This window comes from Chitinophaga rupis, assembly GCF_900109685.1.
Classification (GTDB): Bacteria; Bacteroidota; Bacteroidia; order Chitinophagales; family Chitinophagaceae; genus Chitinophaga; species Chitinophaga rupis.
The window spans coordinates 954,862-971,245 of the sequence record NZ_FOBB01000001.1; the positions used below are offsets into that span (position 1 = coordinate 954,862).

15 protein-coding genes and 1 tRNA gene are annotated in these 16,384 nt (G+C 45.4%); 12 read left to right on the forward strand and 4 right to left on the reverse strand.

Annotated elements, in window-relative coordinates; all coding sequences use genetic code 11:
• The first annotated feature begins 49 nt into the window (after window positions 1-49).
• Together yiaK and BMZ54_RS03740 are read left to right on the forward strand one after the other, a co-directional pair.
• Window positions 50-1,036, forward strand: coding sequence for a 3-dehydro-L-gulonate 2-dehydrogenase (gene yiaK, locus BMZ54_RS03735; protein ID WP_202909127.1), 987 nt, complete (start codon window positions 50-52; stop codon window positions 1,034-1,036).
• A gap of 161 nt (window positions 1,037-1,197) precedes the next feature.
• Complete coding sequence (locus tag BMZ54_RS03740) at window positions 1,198-1,881, forward strand: dihydrofolate reductase family protein (protein ID WP_089906788.1); 684 nt, start codon at window positions 1,198-1,200, stop codon at window positions 1,879-1,881.
• Window positions 1,882-1,955: 74 nt separating this feature from the next.
• Here BMZ54_RS03740 and BMZ54_RS03745 read toward each other — a convergent pair whose 3' ends face one another.
• The 3 genes from BMZ54_RS03745 to BMZ54_RS32885 form a co-directional block, all read right to left on the reverse strand.
• Entirely contained in the window at window positions 1,956-3,383 is a 1,428-nt protein-coding gene (locus BMZ54_RS03745; RefSeq protein ID WP_089906789.1) for an RtcB family protein, read from the reverse strand.
• A gap of 40 nt (window positions 3,384-3,423) precedes the next feature.
• Entirely contained in the window at window positions 3,424-5,658 is a 2,235-nt protein-coding gene (locus tag BMZ54_RS03750) for a hypothetical protein (protein ID WP_089906790.1), read from the reverse strand.
• Between the two features lie 82 nt (window positions 5,659-5,740).
• Window positions 5,741-5,858, reverse strand: a tRNA-OTHER gene (locus BMZ54_RS32885).
• A gap of 312 nt (window positions 5,859-6,170) precedes the next feature.
• Here BMZ54_RS32885 and BMZ54_RS03755 point away from each other — a divergent pair.
• The 5 genes from BMZ54_RS03755 (at window position 6,171) to BMZ54_RS03775 (ending at window position 11,347) form a co-directional block, all read left to right on the forward strand.
• Entirely contained in the window at window positions 6,171-7,223 is a 1,053-nt protein-coding gene (locus tag BMZ54_RS03755) for a helix-turn-helix transcriptional regulator (protein WP_089906791.1), read from the forward strand.
• Window positions 7,224-7,320: 97 nt separating this feature from the next.
• Window positions 7,321-7,911, forward strand: coding sequence for a hypothetical protein (locus BMZ54_RS03760; RefSeq protein ID WP_089906792.1), 591 nt, complete (start codon window positions 7,321-7,323; stop codon window positions 7,909-7,911).
• 359 nt (window positions 7,912-8,270) lie between these two features.
• On the forward strand, window positions 8,271-9,401 hold the full coding sequence (locus BMZ54_RS03765; RefSeq protein ID WP_089906793.1) for an RtcB family protein: 1,131 nt from the start codon (window positions 8,271-8,273) through the stop codon (window positions 9,399-9,401).
• 437 nt (window positions 9,402-9,838) lie between these two features.
• Window positions 9,839-10,336 (forward strand): hypothetical protein, encoded by a 498-nt coding sequence (locus tag BMZ54_RS03770; protein ID WP_143080896.1) that lies wholly within the window; start codon window positions 9,839-9,841, stop codon window positions 10,334-10,336.
• 57 nt (window positions 10,337-10,393) lie between these two features.
• Entirely contained in the window at window positions 10,394-11,347 is a 954-nt protein-coding gene (locus BMZ54_RS03775) for a hypothetical protein (protein ID WP_089906795.1), read from the forward strand.
• A 242-nt stretch (window positions 11,348-11,589) separates the two neighbouring features.
• Here the strand turns inward: BMZ54_RS03775 and BMZ54_RS03780 are convergent, their stop codons facing one another.
• Complete coding sequence (locus BMZ54_RS03780) at window positions 11,590-11,940, reverse strand: winged helix-turn-helix transcriptional regulator (protein ID WP_089906796.1); 351 nt, start codon at window positions 11,938-11,940, stop codon at window positions 11,590-11,592.
• Between the two features lie 105 nt (window positions 11,941-12,045).
• Between BMZ54_RS03780 and BMZ54_RS03785 the strand changes: the two genes are divergently transcribed.
• The 5 genes from BMZ54_RS03785 (at window position 12,046) to BMZ54_RS03805 (ending at window position 16,177) form a co-directional block, all read left to right on the forward strand.
• Window positions 12,046-13,077 carry a zinc-dependent alcohol dehydrogenase family protein gene (locus BMZ54_RS03785; protein ID WP_202909128.1) on the forward strand — a complete coding sequence of 344 codons (1,032 nt, stop codon included), beginning with the start codon at window positions 12,046-12,048 and terminating at the stop codon, window positions 13,075-13,077.
• Between the two features lie 418 nt (window positions 13,078-13,495).
• The gene (locus BMZ54_RS03790) at window positions 13,496-14,161 is read left to right on the forward strand and encodes a Type 1 glutamine amidotransferase-like domain-containing protein (protein ID WP_089906797.1); all 666 of its coding nucleotides are present in this window, start codon (window positions 13,496-13,498) and stop codon (window positions 14,159-14,161) included.
• A gap of 131 nt (window positions 14,162-14,292) precedes the next feature.
• The gene (locus tag BMZ54_RS03795) at window positions 14,293-14,976 is read left to right on the forward strand and encodes an SMI1/KNR4 family protein (protein ID WP_089906798.1); all 684 of its coding nucleotides are present in this window, start codon (window positions 14,293-14,295) and stop codon (window positions 14,974-14,976) included.
• Between the two features lie 58 nt (window positions 14,977-15,034).
• Entirely contained in the window at window positions 15,035-15,247 is a 213-nt protein-coding gene (locus BMZ54_RS33530; RefSeq protein WP_089908311.1) for a suppressor of fused domain protein, read from the forward strand.
• 63 nt (window positions 15,248-15,310) lie between these two features.
• Window positions 15,311-16,177, forward strand: coding sequence for an alpha/beta fold hydrolase (locus BMZ54_RS03805; RefSeq protein ID WP_089906799.1), 867 nt, complete (start codon window positions 15,311-15,313; stop codon window positions 16,175-16,177).
• The last annotated feature ends 207 nt before the right edge of the window (window positions 16,178-16,384 follow it).

Sequence of the window (16,384 nt, forward strand, 5' to 3'; positions counted from 1 at the left end):
ACCCTGCAAAGCTAGAAAAAAGTAGTAGCTAATTTTGTAATTTAAAGCTATGATACGGATACCATTTGCACAGCTGGAACAGGCGTTCAGAAAAGTATTGCTGCAGCTTAATTTCCCTGAAAAAAGGGCAGCCTTATGCGCTCACATCTTTGCCAGCAACAGCCGCGACGGCGTACACTCCCACGGACTAAACCGTTTTCCCGTATTTGTACAATATGTGAAAGAAGGACTGGTACACCCGGATGCAGAACCTGCGCTGCTGGAAAAGAACGGTCTTCTTGAAACCTGGACGGGCAGCCTGGGCGCGGGTATGTATAACGCCACGGTCTGTATGCAACGCGCTATTGAGCTGGCGCAGGCCAATGGTATTGGCTGCGTAGCCATTCAAAACACCAACCACTGGATGCGGGGGGGTACCTATGGCTGGCAGGCAGCCAATGCAGGTTGTATAGGCATTTGCTTTACCAATGCTATTGCCGGTATGCCTGCCTGGGGCGGAGTGGACCCGGTGCTGGGCAATAATCCTTTAGTGATAGCGGTACCGCGGGCAGAAGGGCATATTGTGCTGGACATGGCTATGTCGCAATTCTCATACGGCAAAATGCAGGAGCATGAATTAAAACAGGAGCAGCTGCCGGTAGTAGGCGGTTATGATGATAACGGGGAGCTAACCACCGACCCGGTAGTGATCCGCAATAACAAACGCGCCTTGCCCATTGGTTTCTGGAAAGGCTCAGGCCTGGCTATGGTGCTGGATGTGCTGCTGGTGGCTCTTAGCGGCGGCCGCTCTACCGGTCAGATCACGGCAGATAAAAAAGAGTTTGGCGTATCCCAGTGTTTTATTGCCCTGCATAAACCCGACCTGCATGCTGCTTTAATAGAAGAAATTTTACGATACACAAAAGGCAGTACACCGGCTACACGGGGCGGGCGTATAGCCTATCCCGGTGAAAATACTTTGCGCAAACGCCTGCAAAGTGAAAAAGAAGGCGTGCTGGTGAATGAGGAGATCTGGGCGCAGGTACAGGCCATGTAAGGGCATAATGTTTGATCGTTAAAGGTCTGTTCTCGCAACACAAAATAATTTTATCATGAAACCGGGCATGATACATTTTCTCACACAAGGACATGTTAATGCGAGGTTCCCCCGCTTTAGCGGTCAGGCTATCCGACCCGTAAAAAATAAAATATTAACGGATGAAACCATACATCGTTTGCCACATGCTTTGCTCCATTGATGGCAGGATACAAGCGGAACACTGGCCCCAGGCTGCAAAGGGCTTTCCACAATACGAAAGGACCGGCGAGGTAGAAAAAGCAGATGCCTGGTTTTGCGGGCGCATTACCATGCAGCAGCATTTTACCGTAGCTGCGCCTGTTCTTGCACCGGGTGGCAAAACAGTACAAAGAATAGATTATGTAGCCACTACAGCTGCGGATTCCTTTGCCGTGGCTGTGGATGCGCATGGCAAGCTGGGATGGGACAGCCCTGAAATTGATGGCGACCATGTAATTACAGTACTTACCGAACAGGTGCCGGATGCTTACCTGGCTTATTTGCAGGAGCAAGGCGTGTCTTACATTTTTGGCGGTAAGCAGGACATTAATTTCAGCACCGTATTAGAAAAGCTGAACAAGCTGTTTAATATTCAGAAAATAAAGCTGGTAGGTGGCGGAAAAATAAACGGGGCCTTGCATGCTGAAGGGTTGATTGATGCATACAGTGTGCTTTACTACCCCATAGCGGATGGAACAGACAGCCCTACGCTGCTGGATACGGATCTGAATGCAGCCCGGTTACCGGCGGTAGCTTTGAAACTAACGCACCTGGAGCAATTGGAGGATGGTATTGTCTGGGCAAAGTATGATGTAGTAAAATAAAGTGTGCCACAAATAAAAGGCCTGGTAAGTGATCCTACCAGGCCTTTGTATTTTGGGTAACAGCTAAAGATGAGCTAATCTTCCCGGCTTCCATCATCGGCCATCCGCACCATTTTAGGTGTGAACTTTGCCACTACATCCACCAGCTCTTGCTGCGCAGCCATTACTACATTGATATCTTTATAAGCCATGGGCGCTTCATCTAAGCCGGCGCCTATCAGCGTTACCTCATTTGCCTTTAATACTGCTTTAAAGTCATCTTTTGAAATGTTCTGCACTGCCTTGGTACGGCTCATTTGCCGGCCTGCGCCATGGGAGGCGGAGTTTACAGACAGCTCCTCGCCCTTACCACGTACCAGGAAACCAGGTGCCGTCATGCTGCCCGGTATAATACCCATTACGCCTTTACCTGCCGGTGTAGCGCCTTTCCGGTGCACGATCACTTCTTCACCATTCCAGATCTCTTTCCAGGCAAAGTTGTGGTGGTTCTCTATTTTAGCTAATACCTGTCCGCCAATGGCCTGCGTTAATTTTTGGTGTATCACCGCATGGCAGGCAGCAGCATAATCACCGGCCAGGTTCATAGCCAGCCAATATTCCTGGCCCGCTTCCGTATCCATATCCAGGTAGGCCAGGTTAGCGGCTTCCTGCGGCAGCTTACACAGCTGTTTTGCCAGCCGGGTATAATAACCCGCAATGGTAGCACCCAGGCCACGGGAACCGGAGTGCGTTAACAACGCCAGGTAAGTGCCTTTATCAATGTTCAGGGCTTCATCCCGCTCTGCAAATTCAATTTTACCAAATTCTACAAAGTGGTTACCGCCGCCGGAGCTTCCCAGCTGGGTCCACGCTTTATCATGCAGCTGTTTAATGAAAGGCGTTAAGTTAAACTCATCCCGTTCCAGCACCGCATGATCTGCCTTATGCTGGCCATGGAAACCCGCGCCTGCACCGAATTTGGTATGGGCGATCAATTCACGTTTATACTTAGCCGTATTTTCCAGGAAATGCGTTTCCGGTATATCAAAAATGGTTAAGGCCATACGGCAGCCAATATCCACACCCACGCCGTAGGGGATGATGGCATTTTTGGTAGCCAGCACACCGCCTATTGGCAGGCCGTAACCCTGGTGCGCATCCGGCATTAAAGCACCGGCAACCGTTACCGGCAGCTTCATGGCAGTAGCCATTTGCTTACGGGCGCCTTCTTCTATATGTGCAGCACCGTATATGGCATATTCCTTAGCATCGGTATTCAGCGCTATGGTACCATCTGCAGCGGCATTGGCATCTTCAATAATAATAGTGGCCAATGCTTCCAGCGTTTCATGGTCCAGGTAGTTTTCCGGCTGCTCTTTCACTGATTTTAACAGCTCCAGCGCAGCGGCAGTTTCCATAGCGGCCAAGGCAGGCTGCTGCAGCAATTCCAGTGCAGCGCCTAACGCACGGCCCTGCGGGTAACCAATGGCTAAAAGATCTTTACCGTTTATAGTTGTTTTCATGATTATTAGTGTTTAAAGTTGTTGATGAAGATGAGGCTTACTAATCCACCAGCAGCTTGGTAACTGCGGCGGTGTTACGCGCCCATTCCAGGGTATAGCTTTCATCGGCATCCGCTGTTTCCAGCTCCTGCAAATGTTGTGCTTCGGCTTTTATACGCAGCAGCTGGCCTATGGTTAATTTGCTGTTCAGGCGTTTTAACATATTGGTTACGTTCTTAGTATCCAGGTTTTGTACCACCTGGCCATCGAACGGTAATTCCATCCACACTATTTCTTTGGCAGCTACTATCAGCACTCCAAATACCAGGCCTTTATCCAGTCCGCCGGTAACACGCACCTGGTGCTGCACACATGACGGATCATAAGCCACGCCTGTTTTTTCGGAGATCTTCATCGGGTGGCGGCTGTTCATCCAGCCTACTACCAGGTTGGGCGTAAGGCTACCGTTGCTATAGGCATTGCAGGTAAAAGTAACATACTGCGCACCTGCCTTTTGCAGTGCATCCAGGTCAATTTCTATATACTCTGCTGTTCCTATTTTATTCGGTATGCTACGGATATCACCGCTATGTTTACAACCGGTTACTACCAGTGAGCTATAGGAGCAGCGTTCTGCTTTATCGGCATAAGCCACTATACAGCTTAGGTCCATATCCATATGCTGCGCCGGCAGGCCGGTACCCCATTGCATGAACAGGCGTACGGTGTTACCTTCTACATTAAAACGGGTTCCCATTAAAGCAGAGGGTAAGTCCTGCACAGTAGCGCCGCGGTCACCGATCGGCAACGGTATGTTAAACAGCTTTTCATCTATGTAGATGGTTTTAGCAGCTGTTTCAATAGCGGCGAAACGTTTTTTCACAGCCAGCACACACAGGTCCACCACCGCTTCTTTCATAGCATTCAGCTCCTCCGGTGTATACAGCTGCAACAGCTTGTTGGCCGGCACTCTTTTGCTTACGCCTCCCAGCGGTTTTACGGTACGCTCATTAGCTGCATCAAAATAGATCTCTGCATACATGCTCAGCGTAAATACCAGGCGGGCCGGTACTTTATCAACAATATCTGCAAAAGCGGCAACGGTTACCTCACTTCCAAACCACAGCATGTTGGCAAACAGGGAGCGTGCAAACAAACCCGGGCGTTCCTTCAACAGCTCAAAAGTGCTTTCCGCATCAAAACGCAGGCGGTAATGTTCCACGTAAGCCTGCCATACATCGTAGTCCTGTTTATAGAATTTATCCATCAGGATACGCAGCTTTTCAAAGCAGGCGCGTTTGCTATATTCGGCCAGGCGCAGCGCACGGATAAAACGTACCCACATTCCACGTTTGGCGTGCATTATTTCACACATCTGTACCGGTTCCAGGTTCATATTGTTTAACCAGTTAGCCACCATCAAACCCTCTTTACGGGTGTATTTCAGCTTCAGGTCTTCTTTACTTTTTATACGCGTCTGCGCACTGTTATCCTGCTGCCATGCAATGTGCCGGCTGTTGCGCGCGGTACGTTTGATGATAGTTTTAGGTGCTACCAGCTGTAAGTAACCGGTATGTTTATACCACAGGTAGCGCAGGATATCTGTTGGAGAGGTCCACAGTGCCTGTGCCTTTTCCGGGTGCTCCTGTTTTATAAAGATATCTGCCACGGCCATCAGTGTTTCCTTCATACCGATCTTCACCTGCGGCAAAGGCAGTACTTCCAGTAATAGCTGCAGGCTGTTCATCTGTGTGGCATCCAGTGCTGTCTTGGATGTTAACAGGTCCTGCAAATAAGCAGCAGCATCCTGCAGGTTCCACAATTCCAGCACCTTTAATTCAGGATTCTGTTTATAATTTTCAATGGCGCCAAATTCAAAGGGAGTACCACAGAAAGGACAGCCGTTATAACGGTGCAGGGGGAACGCCTTTTCCGGTATAATATGCTCACAGGGTAAGTACACACCTTTTGCCTGCAACATATTGGCAAAGAAAGTAGCGATATGATCTGCTTCAGATTCGCCCGTAGGGATATCCCAGTTCTTTACCAGCGGAGTCCAGTTCTTATGTAAACCCAGCACTTCTTTTAAGGATTCCAGTATGATGGACTGGTAAGCAGGCACGGTTGCGATCAATGCTTTTAACAGCTCTTCAGAAACCCCGAAACCTAGTTTACAAAGGTTAGCCAGCAGCACACCAGTGTCTGTTCTTAACCGTTTACCTTCCTGTAACAGGGCGTTATCAGGAATAAAGATGGCTTGCTGGCGGGTACTAACGGTTAATAATTGATTCATCATTGTTTTTAATTTTTATAACCAGATAATTTTGCTGCTGCTTTTACCAAAAAATTGAAGTAAGCAACAATTGACCTAAGTTTCGTGAAGCAGGCCGGATTCGAACCGGCGACCCACATATTAAGCGTGGGAGTAAGTTTTAATTGACCTGAAGATAATTTTAAAACTTCATGATGTTGCTCTACCAACTGAGCTACTGCTTCTTTTTTACAGGATGATAATTGAAAGAGTTTTTTCGTTAAAGGAATTTGAAGTAACTCATTCTTGACCATTCCTGATGACACAAAGATGGCCACCTATGTGCGCAGTCCACTTGCGCAGGTGAAAATATTTTTAAAGATTTTTTTATTTAGCTGGCTTATAATTCTTTAAGTCCTGGATTAGGTTTCAGCAACAACGATTACGGCTAAACTGCGCAGGTGTATTGCGTAATTAAAAGGGTTCTATTACTTTTACGGGGTGATCTGAACCCATAAACCGGTATTTAAGGTACCGTTAATAGTAACCCAACCCACATGTCCATAAATAAGCTGGCGCTGATGCGCTATAAAACCATTGATGAATGTTTGCGTAACCGTTACCGTAAATGGACGCTGGAGGATCTTATTGAGAAAGTAGCAAATACCTTATATGAGCAGGAAGGCATTACCTCCGGTGTAAGCCGGCGCACCGTACAGGCGGATATCCAGATCATGCGCAGCGACAAGCTGGGATATAATGCCCCTATTATTGTGCAGGAGAAGAAATATTACACTTACAGCGATGCCGCCTACAGCATTACCAGCGCGCCTATTAATAATGCGGATGTGGAGAAGATGAAAGAGATCGTAGGCATCCTGAAGCAGTTTAATGGGTTCAGCTATTTTGAAGAAATGAGCGAGATGATCACGCGGCTGGAAAATAACCTGTACCGTCGTACAAATGAAGGACGTAACTGCATACAGTTTGAGAATAACCGGCTGCTGAAAGGCCTGGAACATATTAACCCGCTGTACCAGGCCATTTTGCATGAACGGCCCTTGCTGATCACCTATAAATCTTTTAAGGCAGCTACTGCGCAGGAAAATATTTACTTCCCTTATTTACTGAAGGAATACCGTAACCGCTGGTTCCTGATTGCACGGTCTAAAAAAGGCAAGCTGCTGCTTACCATGGCGCTGGACCGTATTGTGGGCTTCCAGGAGCTGCCTAAAGAGCCGTTTATAGCCTATGACGGCATTGACTTTGACCGGTATTTTGACGACCTGTTAGGCGTGACCAAAACGGAGAAAGACCGTCCTCATAAAGTGATCCTGCATATAGATAAGTACCATGCGCCTTATGTGCTGACAAAACCGATCCATCATTCCCAGGAGGTGCTGAAAGAGAATGCGGATGGGAGTATTATTATAAAGATCGATGTGGTGCTGAATTTTGAATTAGAACGGGAGCTGTTAGGGTTTGGAGAGTATATAAAAGTATTGGCGCCGAAGATGCTGGCGGGGAAGATCCGGAAACGGCTGGATATGGCGAGGGAGAAATACAGGCCGGGCGGGAAGGATGAGGGTGGCCCGGAGGGCACAAATTAACCTGCAGCTTGAATCAGGCCGTACAACAATATGAACTTTTCAGATATTTATATTTATAATTATATATATATTTGCCGGATAATTTATCCCTTACAGCATGAAAAAATTATTCGCATTTTTGTTACTGTCAGCCGGACTGACAGCTGCCACCCAATTACAGGCCCAGGAGATTGTTAAAGGTAACCTTGATTTCCTGAAAGGCGTTACGGAAGTAAACTTCTCTTTTCTTTACAACGACATGAACGTAGGCAAGGAAGGTAAAGAAGCCAATTACATTAAAAAGAAAAAGGCTGAAAAAGATGCCAAAGAACCCGGTAAAGGCGACGAGTGGGAAAAGAACTGGATTGAAGACAGACCCCGCCATTATGAGCCTAAATTCATTCAGCTGTTCTCCAAGTACACAGATATGAAGAACGGCCCGGATGTGAAAGGAAAATACACCATTGTGGTAGATACCAAGTTCCTGGAGCCTGGTTACTATGTAGGTGTTGCTTCCGGTGCAGCTGTACTTGACCTGGATATAACTATTTATGATGCTGCTGATATGAACAAGCCGCTTTGTAAGATCAAGATGGACCAGGTAAAAGGTGGCAAGGGTATGTTTGACAATGCTACCCGCATTGGTGAAGCATATGCAAAAGCAGGAAAAGAGCTGGGTAAGTTTGTAGCGAAGAAGACGAAGAAATAACTGACCCCGGTTTTGATATTAATAAGGGTACGCCTCTGGACAGGCGTACCTTTGTTTTTGGGGGAATACCAGCTAGGGAGATCCGGCCGCCAAACATTATTCCTATTAGCTCTAATTCAAACCCCAGACCCGAGTTGCGCACGGGTTGCACCCGAATTGCGCAGCAATATCAGTCCTATTAAATGCCTATAACCCATTCTTAGAATTTGATTATTACCAGATTGTAACCACTCGCTTGCCTTTGTATAATTTTTCCTACTTTCGCACTTCCGAAAAATTTCGACTGCTGACATCTCTACAAGGGGCAGATGTTCCTACCAAGCCCCAGAATCTAATCTTTTTTATACAAATTAAAGAACATGACTTCTATTGCATTTTATTGCGATGCCAATAGCATTGAGCAAAATGCTATGACGCAATTACAGCAGTATGCACAGCGGCCGTTTGTAAATGCCATTTCCGCTTTTACAGATATCCATTACTGTGCTGAAAAAGCGCTGCCCGTAGGGGTGGTGTTTCAAACCATGGATCACGTGTACCCGCTGATCACCGGCAAGGACATTGGCTGCGGCGTAATGTACCTGAAGATCAACAAAACGCACTGGTTAAAATCATTTGATAAAAAGGCGCATTTTCAGGCCCTCTATTTTGCGCATCAGCAAATGACAGACGATGGCCTGGGTGGTGGTAATCATTTTTTGTCTGTTGAGGAAGACAGCGAGGCAGTGTACATCATTTGCCATACCGGCACCCGCGACAGGGGTATTGCACTATACCAGGAGTGCCTGCAGCTAACCCGGGATTATTCCCGCGCCTGCGGGCAGGAGGTGGATTATGTACACCGGGATTTTCTGCAGGCTGATTTCCTGCGTTACTATGATCAAACCTTAGGGTTTGGATATGAACGGCGCAAGAACTTCTGCATAAAAACACTGATCTTTTTACAGCAGGCCAATTACCTGGTGTGTGAGAAAAGCGGTATCGATAAAAATTACCTGCGCGCGAATTTTAAGGATGCCGCGCACCAGGGGATATTGAATGGTACACCTTACGTATTGGAGGATTCCATTCATAACCACCTGCGGTTTACTGAAAAAGGAGTGCTTCACCGCAAAGGCAGCACAGAGCTTGAAGCTGGTAAAACAGTGGTGATACCATTGTCTATGTCCAGAGGCAGCCTGTTAGTGCAAACCGTTTCACGGCCTGCGGCTGAAGCAGCGCTTTATTCCTGCTCCCATGGCGCCGGCCGGCGATTGTCCAGGTTTGACGCCATGAAATACTGGAAAACAGTATTAAAGGAAAAGGAACGCAAAGCTTACAAAGCGCAATTTGCAGAGCTGCTGAACCGGAGCGGAGAGTTTCCGCATGGGTATATCCAGGAATTTGATTTTGCGTATAAGGATGATGCGGATATTTTTAAGCATCAGCCTCATTTGAGGAAAGTAACGCAAACGAAACCGGTGGTAACGGTGAAGTATACGGAGATTTAAATGGTTGGCTTTTATGTTTTAAGTGCCTTCAAAAGTGTTTGACTTTTGAAGGCATTTTTGTTTAGGGGGTGCTTTTAAAAGGTTTTACAGAATGGTACATCTGCGCGCAGCGCTTCCACGGCTTCCTTATGCACAGGATATTATTAAGTATGATATTAACCCCGTACGTGTAACCGTTTAAGTGACTGGTTTATTCTTTTATATACGCACTCATTTAGATGCCTATGGGCTAACACGCCTACGCGTGCAGCTGCGCACAAATATTCCCATACTTATGCAATATGAAAATCCTATCTATTTGCCTTTCTATTAGCCTACAAAACATTTATTTTAATTATAATGTTTATAGTTATATTTGTCATGTTAAAACCGGGATAATATATTTTTCGTAGTATTTGTTTATAGCCTCCTTTACACTAATTAGTCAACCTATTTTCATGAAAAGAATTATTTTTTCCCTGATAGCTGCTGCTGTATTTACCTATTTCGGCTGGCAATTAACAGACAAAGGGCTTTCATCTCCATCTGATGAAAGCCTGGCAAAGTACGAGCAGCTTTGCAAACATTCCGTGAAAACGATCGGGTTCCTAGATTCCACTTATACGGAAACGATGATCAAAGTTATTAAGGGTTCCAGCGGTACTAAAATGAACAAGTTCACCTTTACATTTATGGTGGATGGCGAAACACAGACCGGCAGCTATACTACCAGTGGTATGCCTAAGAACCCGACGGTGGATGTTTGGTACGATCCGGCGCATCCCGATTCTTATATGACCAATGATCCGTGTAAGCAGTATGAGTATTCAAAGGGAAAGAAGCATCCAGGCTGGTATGCTTTTGTGGGTGTGCCGATGTTGCTGTTGGGTGCGGGAAGTTTGTATGGTATGTTGAAGAGGGGGTTGAAGGAGTTGATGAGCGGGGGGAAGAAGTAGATTTTGGATAATATAAACATATTATATATTTTTATATTCAATTAGACGTGTATCCCTATGAACACCAGGTTCGCAGTGTATTTCCGCCATTTCATCCTTTTATCTTTGCTGGCTTTAATTAATATTATTGTTTTCGAAAGTACGGCGAATGCGCAGCATACCGACGACGATTTTGCTGAAAATATTCAACAGATAAAAAAAAGGGGCGTCATATTTGTTTTGCCTGAAGACGAATACGAGTATGTGGATGACTATCAGCAGCTGCTGTCAAACGCATGGACACTTAGCCCTATCAAAGTAATTAAATACAGTGATCTATCATCTTATCCCCGGGAGAACGGCAAGTATTGTTATTTCACTATTGGTGTTTCAAAATTCATGACCGTGAGGGACGCTGGTGGATCATATTCCAGTATCCATTATTACCTTACGCTATCTGTACCATATGCCAGATCCGGCAGCCTGGAAACCCAGCCTGATGAGCTATACAGAATAGAGCTATACCCGGAAATGAGGGCTGTACTCAGACCTTCCACAAAAGATATCACCCACGCGCTGTACACAAGAACTATCCTCCGTAATTTCAAGTTACCATATATGCTGGCCTATGTAAAATTTGTTCAGCAAAACCTGCTGCAGGGCAAGAAGGTATCTGTAACTGATTTCTATAGAGATAAAATATTGCTGGAAAAGCTAAAGAATGATACGCTGTACGTTCTTAAAAATACTTTGTTCAGCCGTAATAAATTTAACGGCAAGGAAAGCGAGATAGAAGAAGAGTTTTTTAAAAGTTATCCCGGCAAATATAAATACGTTTCAACCGACGAGCTGATAGACCTTATTAAAAGCAGGGGTGACTCAAATCCACTTTATCTTTTCGAATATGTTCAAAGCGGTACAGATAAGCATGTAAGTGTACTGGATGTTAGTTCCGGAACAATGGTGTACAGAAGATATACGCCTATAAGTTATAATATTAAGGATAAGGATCTAAGAGCAATTCTTGAATGATGACGGATCAGGCGTTCCTGCATATAAGGCACATGCGAAAACACAGAAGAAATCGCCTGATGCTACTTTAGGGTTACCTTATCTGATTAGTTGAATACAAACAGCCTGACAAAAATTGTCAGACGGTGTATTTACTTTCCGTAGTTTACAATTTTCAAATCGGTTTGATGGGGAAACATTGTATAACGCCAGCAGTTACAGGTTAACAGCTCGGCAAACAGAAGGGAAATACCCCTCATTTATTATTTGACTGTCTTTCTCAATTGTTCAATATGATCGTTACCCCATTTCCCCATGATCCTGATCACCAGCATTAGCGATCTTCCGAGATCTGTAAGTTGGTATTCCACATGCTGTACAGCTCCTTCAAATACTTTTTTGCTTATAAGCTCGTGCTTTAAAAGTTGCCCCAGTTGAGAATCAAGTACCCTTCTGCTGGCCTGGGGAATGTTACGCGCCAGTTCACCTGGCCGGCTGATCCCGTCGGCTATGTAAATCAGGAGGATGATCTTCCAGCGGCCATAAAGAACTTTGCGAATATATTCATGTCCGCAATCAAGCAGTGGGATCTTTCGTTCGTAAGTGTTAGCCATTGGTCAAAAATAGGTAATATTTTATGCCCGTCTAGGTATAGATAAATTTATCGATACTTGCTTAATCCACTGCCGGCAAAGAAATTCGCGGTTAAATAAAATCTTATGAAATACATGGCAGAGACGATGAGACGTTGGCAGATGGACGGTATTGGACGGGACTGGCTAACGCTGCGGGAGGTACCAATTCCTAAACCACGGCAGGGCGAAGTTTTGGTGAATGTAGCAGCGGTCGCGCTCAATTATCGCGACAAAATGGTGATTGAGAACGGCCGGGGCCTGCCGCTCGTTTTTCCTTTTACTCCTGGTTCCGACCTTGCCGGATCAGTTGTGGCGCTCGGCGAGGGCGTTACCCGCTTCAATATTGGTGATAAGGTAATTTCAACATTTACGCCCGACTGGATAGATGGTACCCGGCCTGGCAATGCGCGCACACCGCACTACCGGACTTTAGGTGGATACTATCCGGGTGTACTGGCAGAATATGTGGCTTTGCCGGAGGACTGGTTCGTCCGGGCACCGGCAACCCTGAGTTATGCGGAAGCCAGCACTTTACCTTGCGCAGGGCTTACCGCCTGGTTTGCACTTGTGGAACGTGGTAGATTACATGCCGGTGAAACTGTACTGGTCGAGGGTACCGGTGGTGTCGCATTGTTCGGCATACAAATCGCCAAAATGCACGATGCAGAGGTGATCGTATCTGGCAGCGCCAACAAGCTCGCTCGCGCAAAAGCGCTAGGGGCGGACCATGTCATTGATCGTAGAGAAGAAAATTGGGTTGAAGCGGTGCTCCGGATCACCGAAGATCATGGTGCAGATCACATTCTCGAAATGGTAGGCGGACCACATCTCGGCAAGGCCGTACAGACGGCAGCTATTGGTGGACACATCTACCAGATCGGCGCGTTGGAAAGTTTCGAAATGTCGGCTCCAGTCATGCCACTAATGCTCAAGGACGTGAATATTCAAGGCATTGCCACCGGCCATCGCCGTGCTTTAGAAAATCTCGTACGCGCCGTTGACCAAACAGGTCTGAAGCCTGTGATCGACACGTGTTATCCGCTTGCCAATCTACCTGTGGCGCTCGACCATCTCGATCGCGGTGCATTTGGCAAGATCGTGATTGAAATGGTGTAAAGATGATTATTTTTAAAAAACCTCCTGGTTGAAAAGTGATTATAAGGACCAGTTTAACGCTCAAACCTTACACACAGCAAATTGTTAAAAACAAGAAAAGACCTGCACTTTGCAAGCCTTTTCTTTTCGCTCTCTAATAGGACAATTATCTAACCAAACCCCTGCAGATTTGATAGCTTTTGAAAACATTTCCCAGCGTGTAGGGCTGACTTGAACCTGCTGAATCACCTATCATTATTACATTTATAGTGCCCGATGCTCGCTTGCGGCAATATTTTATTCTTTGCCGTGCTTTGTGTTGAGTATTGTTTTAAATGTTGAGATCTATGCTTTGTTTCAAGCTTTGAATTAACTTTAGCTGTTGACAACTACAAGATGTTTATGAAGCAGGGTATTGATATAATCAAAAAAAGAAATCATGAAGCTTCTTCTCACTTCGGCCGGCATCAGCAACACAAGCATTCACAACGCGCTGGTTGATCTCCTGGGCAAGCCTGTTGCAGAGGCAAGCGCCCTTTTCGTACCTACTGCTATATACGCCATACCCAATGGTGGTGACATAGTACGAAGGGTGATCCGGGGATCACTAGGGGACCCTTTCTGCGAATTAGGCTGGAAGTCGTTGGGACTGCTTGAACTCACCGCGCTGCCCAGTATCAAACAAGAGCTTTGGGTTCCCATGCTGCGGCAGACTGACGCCTTGCTGGTTGGAGGTGGTGACTGCCAGTATTTGTGCTACTGGATGCAGCAGTCAGGACTGGCAGACCTATTGCCGTCGCTCCTGCGCAGGACAGTCTATGTGGGTTTGAGCGCCGGGAGTATGGTGATGACCCGCTTTGGAACAACATATAATAACCATACGCTGCCAGCGGAAAGCGATAAATCACTGGGGTTGGTTGATTTTGCACTACATCCACACCTGGATCATGAGTGGTTTCCGAAAAATTCACTGGACAACATTGAAAAGCTGGCCGCAACGTTACCTATGCAGTCATATGCGATTGATGATCAAACAGCTATTAAGGTTATTGATGGTTCTATTGAGGTGGTCTCTGAAGGACATTGGAAGTTGTTAAGGCCGTAGGCTATAGGAAAATTGCTTCAGTTTCTGTTTTACTCTTTAATCGGTTCTTGAAAACCCACGCTTCCTCCAGGTAGAAATAAGATCATATAACAATAAAAAAGGCAGATTAGAAAATATTTAGCCATTCAAATATGGATCAGCAAATTAAAATCATCAAGCAGAAACTGGATGAATTGACACTGAGAGACACCAAATTCCAGATATTTGGAGCACCTGTTCATCGTTATAGAAAAGGGAGCAGGCTTTCTGAGCATGAAGTAAAGTCATTTGAGAAGAGGTATAGTATTCAATTACCTCCGGATTACAGGGAGTTTATATTACAAATTTCAAATGGAGGGGCTGGCCCTTACTATGGGTTAGAACCGTTGGAGAATGGTTTGTATCAGGATCTTGACCATAAGGAAAGCGACAATCTTACTAATCCTGCCCTGGAATTTCCACTGACTGAAGCCTGGAATTTGGAGTTTATGGATTTAGAAGAAGGATCTTACGTTGAAGCAAAGGAAATTGAATATTTCGATAACAAATGGACGAATGGACTATTGCGGATCTCCAACTTTGGCTGTGGAGTATCTTTGAATCTTGTTGTAAACGGAAAAGAGTATGGAAACATCTGGGTAGATGATCGATGCAACGACGGAGGAATATTTCCCGAGCCATATTTCGGCAATGAAGGCAGGATCTCATTTTTGGCCTGGTATGAATTATGGCTGGACAAATCGCTTTCTCAATTGCTGTCCTTATATGGAAATACCTATAATACACCGGTTAAAACTCCTAAACCCTGGTGGGAAAGAATATTTAATAAAAAATAAATTATCTACCTGTTAAAATGCAAGATCAAATTGCAAGCCCGCTCAAGGGTTTAACAAAATAGCCCGGTGTATACCTTATCTGGATGGACAGGATCTGGAGCTGTTTAATTTTGAAGGCAATGAAATTCATTGTTACTGGCTTATTCCGATAACTAAAGAGGAAAGAGATTATAAGGTTGAGAATGGTTGTGAGGCGCTGGAACAACTATTTGAAGAGAAAAGCCTTGATTATATTAATCCCAACCGGAAGTGCCTGGTAACGGGGAGATGATTCACAGCCCCGTGGTGACAATATTGATAGTCCCAAGGCACAATCTTTGATCGGTACACAAGCATGAGTAGGCAGATTTATAACCGATCCATTAAAGTTGACGGTATTGATATTTTCTACCGTGAGGCCGGAGATAGGAAAAATCCATCCATATTACTCTTGCCTGGTTTCCCAACCTCGTCCGTAATGTTCAAAAATCTGATGACAGCTTTATCAGACAGGCTTCATCTGGTTGCTCCGGATTTCCCCGGATTTGGATTCAGCGCTTTTCCATCTAAAGATCAATTTGAATATTCATTCCGGAATATATCGGCTTATATAAACAAATTTACGGATGAGATAAACCTAAGGTCATTCACCATCTATCTTCACGACTATGGAGCTCCTGTCGGTCTTCGGTTATGCGTAAACCATCCTGAAAAGATCGAGGGGATAATCGTCCAAAGCGGTAATGCATACGAAGAGGGTGTTTATCGGATATGGGATGAAACGAGAGAATATTGGGAAAATCCTACTCCTGAAAAAAAGAAAAAACTTTACGCATTCCTTAGCGAGGAAGGCGTGAAGTGGCAATATACTGCAGGAGTACCGGATGAATTGCTGTCAACAATAAGTCCTGAATTATGGGTACATGATTGGGATTCTATGAAAAGGCCTGGTAATATCGATATGCAATATGAACTGAATTGTGACTATAAGAATCATATGAAAATGTACCCGGCCTTCCAGGAGTATTTCCGTGTTCATCAACCCCGTGCTCTCGTCATATGGGGGAAATACGATCCGTTTTTTAATGTGGAAGAGGCCTTCTGTTACAAGCGGGACTTACCGGATGCTCAGATTCATATTATAGATGGCAGTCACTGGGTACTTGAAACGAATTTTGATGAGGTGTTGAAGCTTATTAGTGATTTTTTTAAGGAGCGTTGATGAGTAGCTCATTAAGAAGCATGGATGAGTAGCTCAGGTGGCATCTGATAACGATTAACAAAGATGCGGAGACGCGGCAGACGGATTCTTATGCAATCACTCAAAAGTGTTTCAACGTAAAATCCGGGCAAGATGCAACTAAGCAACCTTGCCAGGATCAATACTTTGTTTTCTATATCTTAATTAAGAGCATCCCGCTCAAGCCCG

Excerpts from the sequence above, each read along its gene's own strand:
- BMZ54_RS03745 (WP_089906789.1), bottom strand. The coding sequence starts at position 3,383 with ATGAAAACAACTATAAACGGTAAAGATCTTTTAGCCATTGGTTACCCG.
- BMZ54_RS03795 (WP_089906798.1), top strand. The coding sequence starts at position 14,293 with ATGGATCAGCAAATTAAAATCATCAAGCAGAAACTGGATGAATTGACA.
- BMZ54_RS03785 (WP_202909128.1), top strand. The coding sequence starts at position 12,046 with ATGAAATACATGGCAGAGACGATGAGACGTTGGCAGATGGACGGTATT.
- BMZ54_RS03805 (WP_089906799.1), top strand. The coding sequence starts at position 15,311 with ATGAGTAGGCAGATTTATAACCGATCCATTAAAGTTGACGGTATTGAT.
- BMZ54_RS03780 (WP_089906796.1), bottom strand. The coding sequence starts at position 11,940 with ATGGCTAACACTTACGAACGAAAGATCCCACTGCTTGATTGCGGACAT.
- BMZ54_RS03755 (WP_089906791.1), top strand. The coding sequence starts at position 6,171 with ATGTCCATAAATAAGCTGGCGCTGATGCGCTATAAAACCATTGATGAA.
- yiaK (WP_202909127.1), top strand. The coding sequence starts at position 50 with ATGATACGGATACCATTTGCACAGCTGGAACAGGCGTTCAGAAAAGTA.
- BMZ54_RS03775 (WP_089906795.1), top strand. The coding sequence starts at position 10,394 with ATGAACACCAGGTTCGCAGTGTATTTCCGCCATTTCATCCTTTTATCT.
- BMZ54_RS03770 (WP_143080896.1), top strand. The coding sequence starts at position 9,839 with ATGAAAAGAATTATTTTTTCCCTGATAGCTGCTGCTGTATTTACCTAT.
- BMZ54_RS03790 (WP_089906797.1), top strand. The coding sequence starts at position 13,496 with ATGAAGCTTCTTCTCACTTCGGCCGGCATCAGCAACACAAGCATTCAC.
- BMZ54_RS03760 (WP_089906792.1), top strand. The coding sequence starts at position 7,321 with ATGAAAAAATTATTCGCATTTTTGTTACTGTCAGCCGGACTGACAGCT.
- BMZ54_RS03750 (WP_089906790.1), bottom strand. The coding sequence starts at position 5,658 with ATGATGAATCAATTATTAACCGTTAGTACCCGCCAGCAAGCCATCTTT.
- BMZ54_RS03765 (WP_089906793.1), top strand. The coding sequence starts at position 8,271 with ATGACTTCTATTGCATTTTATTGCGATGCCAATAGCATTGAGCAAAAT.
- BMZ54_RS03740 (WP_089906788.1), top strand. The coding sequence starts at position 1,198 with ATGAAACCATACATCGTTTGCCACATGCTTTGCTCCATTGATGGCAGG.